The sequence below is a fragment of the Mycobacterium asiaticum genome, from assembly GCF_001668675.1.
GTDB lineage: Bacteria > Actinomycetota > Actinomycetes > Mycobacteriales > Mycobacteriaceae > Mycobacterium > Mycobacterium asiaticum_D.
Window position 1 is genome coordinate 39582 of record NZ_LZKQ01000279.1, and the last position, 6647, is coordinate 46228.

Annotated in this window: 5 protein-coding genes and 1 pseudogene; 3 read left to right on the plus strand and 3 right to left on the minus strand. The window is 66.6% G+C overall.

Translation table 11 applies throughout. The features are described 5' to 3' along the window. The first annotated feature begins 41 nt into the window (after positions 1-41). Together A9X01_RS23410 and A9X01_RS23415 are read left to right on the plus strand one after the other, a co-directional pair. Entirely contained in the window at positions 42-905 is an 864-nt protein-coding gene (locus A9X01_RS23410) for an alpha/beta fold hydrolase (protein WP_065123010.1), read from the plus strand. A gap of 174 nt (positions 906-1079) precedes the next feature. Continuing rightward, on the plus strand, positions 1080-2009 hold the full coding sequence (locus A9X01_RS23415; RefSeq protein WP_065123011.1) for an alpha/beta fold hydrolase: 930 nt from the start codon (positions 1080-1082) through the stop codon (positions 2007-2009). On the opposite strand, the gene A9X01_RS23420 is transcribed toward A9X01_RS23415, so the two are convergent. The 3 genes and pseudogenes from A9X01_RS23420 to A9X01_RS23430 form a co-directional block, all read right to left on the minus strand. Further along, positions 1987-3615: an FAD-binding protein gene (locus tag A9X01_RS23420; protein ID WP_253849342.1), complete on the minus strand. Its 1629-nt coding sequence runs from the start codon at positions 3613-3615 to the stop codon at positions 1987-1989. The two genes, A9X01_RS23415 and A9X01_RS23420, sit on opposite strands and share 23 nt — an antisense overlap. Before the next feature lie 27 nt (positions 3616-3642). Then, a complete protein-coding gene (locus A9X01_RS23425) occupies positions 3643-4287 on the minus strand; it encodes a PP2C family protein-serine/threonine phosphatase (RefSeq protein WP_172832590.1) in 645 nt (214 codons plus the stop codon). A 338-nt stretch (positions 4288-4625) separates the two neighbouring features. After that, a pseudogene (locus tag A9X01_RS23430) lies at positions 4626-5834 on the minus strand (cytochrome P450); the annotation flags it as partial. 207 nt (positions 5835-6041) lie between these two features. Here A9X01_RS23430 and A9X01_RS23435 point away from each other — a divergent pair. Beyond that, positions 6042-6647: adenylate/guanylate cyclase domain-containing protein (locus tag A9X01_RS23435; RefSeq protein WP_436405296.1), on the plus strand; the 606-nt coding region annotated here is incomplete at its 3' end.

Here is a 6647-nt window from a genome sequence, read left to right on the forward strand (position 1 = left end):
TTGCGCTCGTATGAGTTGCTCGCCGAGGAGTGGGAGGACCGATGACCGACGCGGCGGCGGCCCAGTTATGGATCAGCCAGGGTGAGACGCTCGTCAGTCGACGGGGGCACCGCATCGCCTACCGCCGTCGTGGTCGGGGACCCGCCGTTCTTCTGTTGCACGGGTTCCCGACGTGGTCGTTCGACTACGCCGATGTCGCCGACGATCTGGCTGCCGACCATGACGTGATCGCACCCGACTTCCTTGGTTACGGCGCCTCGGACAAACCCAACCCCTACGCCTATTCGGTCGCCGAATCGGCCGATCTGGTCGAGGATTTGGTGGCCCATCTGCAGCTGGACTCGGTGGTGGTGGTAGCTCACGACTATGGCAGCATCGTCGCTCAGGAGTTGATCCACCGAGCGCTCAGCGGCGCGCTGGGGTTCACCGTTTCCGGTCTGGTCCTGCTGAACGGCGGCATCGTCTACAGCGCTTACCGGCCGACGTTCCTGCAGAAGTTGCTGATTCGGCCCGGCATCGGCAAGTTCATCTCGGGCCGGATCAGGCCGAATCGCGTCCGCCGGGCGCTCGACAAAATTCGCGGAACACGCCTGAGCGACCGGGAATTCGCCAACCTCTGGTTCGGCATCTCACTGCGCAACGGGCACAAACTCGCGCACCTGCTCATCCGCTACAACGCCGAACGCGCCCAGCATCACCGGCGGTGGGAGGACGCACTGGCCAACTGGCAGGGACCGCTCCATCTCGTCTGGGGTCTCGAGGACCCGGTATCGGGCGCCCACGTACTCGAGCAGGCGATCACCGCGCTGCCACAGGCCAAGGTCACCAGGCTTATTGGAGTGGGCCACTATCCGCAGTCCGAAGCACCCCGGGCCGTCACGGCCGCCGTGCGAACGATCGCATAGGTTTACCGCCGGCCGCGCTGTCCCGGCCCGCTGCGCCGCCTGCAACAACTCGGCGAGCACGCTGAGGAACTCCGCCTCGGCCCCCGAACCGCGGCCTCGGTATCGATACCGATGACGGCACTGCACCGGGGTGGTCTATCCCATCGGCTGAACCCGAGCCGCCACAATGGCCGCATGCGCCTGGTGAGGTTTCTGGTGATGACGGCACTGCTCTTCGCTTCGGTGGGTTGTAGTGCCGCACCGCCGGGCACCCGCCCCGCCACACGAGACGGGGGCGACTTCAGCGGACCGGTCGAGATCGGCAACGGACGCCACCTTTATCTCGAATGTCGCGGCAAGGGCGTTCCGGCAATCATTTTGGAGTCCGGCTATCACAACTCGGCCGACCCGTGGAATCAATCGAACGCGGCCCCACCGGCGGTTGGGCCGGCCGTGCTGCCGGCCCTCGCCCGCGGCCATCGGGTTTGCGCCTACGACCGTCCCGGGACCGTGCGCAATTCCGACCCACCCACCCTCGCCGACCGCAGCTCAGCGGTGCCGATGCCGCGTACCGCGGCCGACGTCGTCGCCGACCTGCACACCCTGCTCGAGGCCGCGCATGTCCCGGGACCCTATGTTCTTGTCGGACATTCGCTGGGCGGGCTGTTCATTCGGCTCTATGCCCAAACCCATCCGGATCAGGTGCGGGGACTGGTGTTCGTCGACGCCTTCGGCGTCGAGATCCCGGACCTGATGGGTCCGGACTGGCCGGACTATCGACGAGCACTGGATGCACCGCCGCCGCAGTTGCGCGATTCTGCGTCGTTTGAGGAGGTCGAGATCGATCGCAGTGTGGCGCAGGTGGCGGGCGCTCCCGCCTTTCCGCCCATCCCGTTGGCGGTACTGACCCGCACGGAACCTTTCACGATCCCGCCGGACCTGCCCGCCGACAAAAGTGCGAAGTTGGAACAGGCGTGGCGCGACGCCACCGTGGCTCTGGTCGCGCTGCGGCCGCAAACGCCGCACATCGAGGCGACCGGCAGCGACCACTTCGTTCAGATCCATCAGCCCGACCTGGTTGCGGCCGCCGTCGAGTTGGTGATTACGCGGTCCGGCGCGCAATAGGTTGTGTTGCTGCGGATTTCCCGGCGCGGCGGCCGGCGAAAACACAGTCAGCCAGCGAGAGCCCGCTGACATAGGAATTGGAGCATATTCCGGTTGCGGTGCGTCCCGCGCTGTACAGTCCGGGAATCGGCGCGCCGGATCCGTCGAGCACCGCGCCGGTGCCCTCGTCGACACGGATCCCGCCAAGGGTCAACATCGGGGTGGGGTTGACCAGGCTCGGGCGTACCGAGATGTTCAGCAATGTGTAAGGGCCCGAACCTATTCGGCGTACGAAGTCGGCGGGCTTACCGGCGGGATCCGGTGCGCCGGCATCGATGGCGCTGTTGTGTCTTTCGACCGTGGCCATTAGACCGTCTGGGTCGATGCCGGCGCGCTGGGCGGCGTCGCGCAGCGATGCACCCTTGACGGAATCGAAGAGCATCAGGGCCGCCGACTGAGCGCGCTGAAACCACAACGGCTGCTTGATCATCTGCCATCGCGCTTCTTTCATCAGCGCGGCGTCGGCGAGCAGCCATCCCTTGCCGTTGTGGCGGCGGACCATGGCGTGGCCGACGGCCGCGCCGTAGCGGCTCTCGTCGATGACGCGTCGACCCTGTTCATCGACGATGATTGCACTGATGAAAGCGCTTGGGGGCGTGATGAAACGCCATGCCGAGACGTTGTCCATCCGTTCGGTGACGGCGCCGACGCTTTGCGCCATGGCGATGCCGCTGCCGTCGTCGCCGCTGGTGCCCAGTTGCAAGCCGCCGCGGTATTGCGGCGCGAACCGTTCGATCCATTCCACGTTGGCCATATAGCCTCCGGCGCAGACGATTACGGCTCGCCTGGCCAGTATGCGCACCGGCTGCGCGTAGCGCCGTTCGAGGTTGCGCAGGCGGCGCTCTACCACGGAGCGCAGCGGTGGATAGTAGATGCCGGGCTTGGTCGAGAGCCCCGCCAGCCGCGCGTACTGGCGGCGGACCCGGGCCGGCGCGTAATGCATCGTCGTTGCTTCCACTCCGCACACCCGCCCGGACGGCTCTTGCATCAGTTGGGTGGCTCGGGTCTGTGGACGCAGTTGAACCCCAAGGGCAAGTGCGGATTTCGCCAACGGCGCGTAGAGCATCTTGCCGGACACGCCTCTGCCCTTGACGCGGTGGCCGCGCTGGACCGGTGGCGTGTGCGTGCGGAACGCACCGGCGTTCTCACTGCCCGAGTGGTACAGGTAATAGTGGTTGTTCGGGTAGGAGGTCTTGTAGGGGCACAACGTGGAATCGAACGGGACGCCGCGGTCGCTGAGCCAGCGGATCATCTCCGGGCTGCCCGCCACGAATGATTCCAGCGTCTGGGGGCTGACGGCGTCGCCGACCTCGAGGCGGAGGTAGGTCAACATCTGCTCCGCGGTGTCCGCAACGCCGGCTTGCTGCTGGACGGTGGTGCCGCCCCCGGCGTAGATGATCCCGCCCGAGACCGCAGTTGAGCCACCGCCGTTGGCGCGATCGATCGCGATGACATCGGCCCCGTGTTCGCGCGCGGTGATCGCCGCGCAGGCGCCGGCTGCCCCGAATCCCACTACCACAACGTCCGTCACCCATTCGGTGCCACGTGTCGACAGGTCAGCATTCACCGCTGCACCCTAGCGTGGGAGCGTCTGCTAATACGAGGGGGTAATAACCACGGCGGTGATGTTGTCCGGCCCGCCCGCTTGCAGCGCCGCGTCGATCAACGCCGCGCATGCGTCGTCGGGTTCAGGGTGCTCGGTGAGCGCGGCGGCCAGGGCCTCGTCGTCGACGACACCGTGCAGTCCGTCACTCGACAGCAGGATCCGATCACCTGGCAGCAGGTCCACCGCCGCGGTATCGGGCAGCGCGCGCGGGAACATCGCCACGTGCCGGGTGAGGGTGGCCCGGGCCGGATGCCGCGCGGCGTCTTCGGGGGCGACTTCGCCCGAATCGATCAGGTCCTGAATCACGCTGTGGTCCCGGGTGAGTTGTTGCAGCTGCTGCTCGCGGTACAGGTACGCGCGGCTGTCACCCAGGTGGGCAACCAGTGCCCGCGCCTGGGCGATCACGACGGCGACGAGCGTGGTGTTGGCGCCCGCCGCGCGTGGATCCGTTCGGGCGTAGGTGCAGAAGTCGGCGCAGTATTCGACGACGGCGCGCCCCAGCAACTCGTCCGCGCCCTCGTCGTTGACGTTGTCGGGTTTGAGATGTCGGCTCACGTAGGTCGGCAGCAGCTCCATCACCAGCGCGGCGGCCAGCGCGCCGTCGGTGCTGCATGCGACACCGTCGGCGACCATGAACAACGATTGCTCGGGGTCGGCACCCCAGCGGTCCTGGTTGGTGGCACGCAACCGGCCGATGTCGGACAGACCTGCGAACTGCACGCCCATCCGCTCCGCCTTCGGTAGGTCCAGGTATTTCTCGGGGTCGCGGCAATACTAGTGACTCGGTTGCGAGTTACCGCGAGCAGCAGCTGCAACAACTCACCCGGGACCACAGCGTGATTCAGGACCTGATCGATTCGGGCGAAGTCGCCCCCGAAGACGCCGCGCGGCATCCGGCCCGGGCCACCCTCACCCGGCACGTGGCGATGTTCCCGCGCGCGCTGCCCGATACCGCGGCGGTGGACCTGCTGCACGGTGATCGGTCCGCCCAGCGCGTTCACCGGTTTCCATGGAGCGGGGCCGGTGCGGCGGGCGTTGAGCATCCGCCGGGTCATCACCCTCAGGGCCTCGGCGAGCTCGAGGCGGGCCAGATTGGCGCCCAGGCAGAAGTGCATGCCGGCGCCGAATGTCTGCACCGGCGGGGCGCCCTGGCGGCGAATGTCGAGGCGGTCCGGATCGTCGCAGACGGCGGGATCGCGGTTGGCGGCTCCGGTGTTGATCACCACCAGCGTGCCGGCGGGGATCGTTACCTCGGCGAGCTCGACATCTTCGAGAGCAGTTCGCAGGGTCACGAACGTGATGGGCGAATGACGGATCAGCTCCTCGACGGCACCTGCCGCCAACTCGGGCTGCTCGCCGAGCAGGGCCCATTGCTCGGGGTGATCGCACAATATGTGTGCCGCCGCGCCCAACTGCATACGGGTTGTGTCGGTGCCGCCCAACAGCAATGCGGCAACAAGCGATCGGAGTTCCTCGCCGCTGAGGCGATCACCGTCGTCTTCGGCCTGGATCAGCTCGGAGATCAGGTCGTCGGTCAGGTTGTGGCGCCGCCGTGCGACCATGTCGTCGATATAGGAGTCGAGCGCTGCCCAGGCGGTCAGAATCGTCGGTGCGGAGCTGGCGGCATCCCAGCTGAAGGCCTTCAAAATGTCGTCCGCCCAGTCGGAGAACAGCTCCCAGTCCTCGGCGGGTGCTCCGAGCAGCGCGCAAATGACCGGTATCGGGTACCGGCGGGCAATGTCGGAGACCACATCGCAACGACCCGTTGTGATTTGGTGATCGACCAGCCCGGTGATGACGTCGGTCATCGTCGTGCGTAACCGCGCAGCGGCTTTGGGTGTGAAGGCTTTGCTCACCAGTCGACGCAGCCGGCGGTGTTGGTCCCCGTCGATGCTGAGAATGTTGACGGCGACGCGGTCCCACAGCGGGCCGGATGTAATGCCTTGCGCGGCAAGGAACATTCCTTGCGGCACGCGGAAGCGTGGATCGCGCAGTACGGCATGCACCAAGTCGTAGGTGAGCAGCTCGGGCCCATACGGCCCCATCGCGATCGGTGCCCGCGCGCGGGCCTCGCGGATGATCGCGTGCGCCTCGTCGGGGTGTTGGGCGTTTTCGTAGCTGATCGTTGGTAAGTCGGCCTCGAAGACGCTGGGGCGGTTTCGGTCAATGGTGGTTGTCATGCCACCCAGCGTCTGTCCACGGGAGATGAAGACCATCGGGGAGAACACGCAAATTGCGAACGGCGGTTTGACTCTGCAGCTATGGCGATGAAGACCCTGAAGACCGCGCCCTGAGCGCAGAGTCAACGCGCCGATTGCCACCAGATCAGGCCCGCATACGGGATTTCCCTGATGTTTTCTGGTGCCGGCCGGTCGAGGCTGGTTAGCATGACCGAAGCGCATCCACGCGTGGACACACCGCCGGTGAACTGGGGTGATTTGGGTGTGAGCGGCCTGCCGACCGGAACGGTGACCATGCTGCTCGCCGATGTCGAGGGTTCGACGAGGTTGTGGGAGACGCAGCCGGAGGAAACGGCTGCCGCCGTCGCACTACTGGACCGCACGCTCGACGGGTTGCTCGCCGCCCACGGTGGGGTGCGGCCGGTGGAGCAGGGCGAGGGTGACAGCTTCGTGATCGCGTTCGCCCGGGCGAGTCAGGCGGTTGCGTGTGCTCTGGATTTGCAGCGGGCGCCGTTGGCTCCGTTGCGGTTTCGCATCGGCGTGCACACCGGTGAGGTGCAGTTGCGCGACGAGTCCAATTACATCGGCCCGACGGTGAACCGAACGGCGCGGCTGCGCGATCTCGCACACGGCGGCCAGACGGTGCTGTCGGGTACCACCGAGGACCTTGTCATCGATGCGCTCCCAAGCGATGCGTGGCTGACCGATCTCGGTCGGCACGAGTTGCGGGGCATCGTGCGCCCCGAGCGCGTCGTGCAGCTCTGTCACCCGGATATCCGCAACGACTTTCCGCCGCTGCGAACGTCGAAAAGC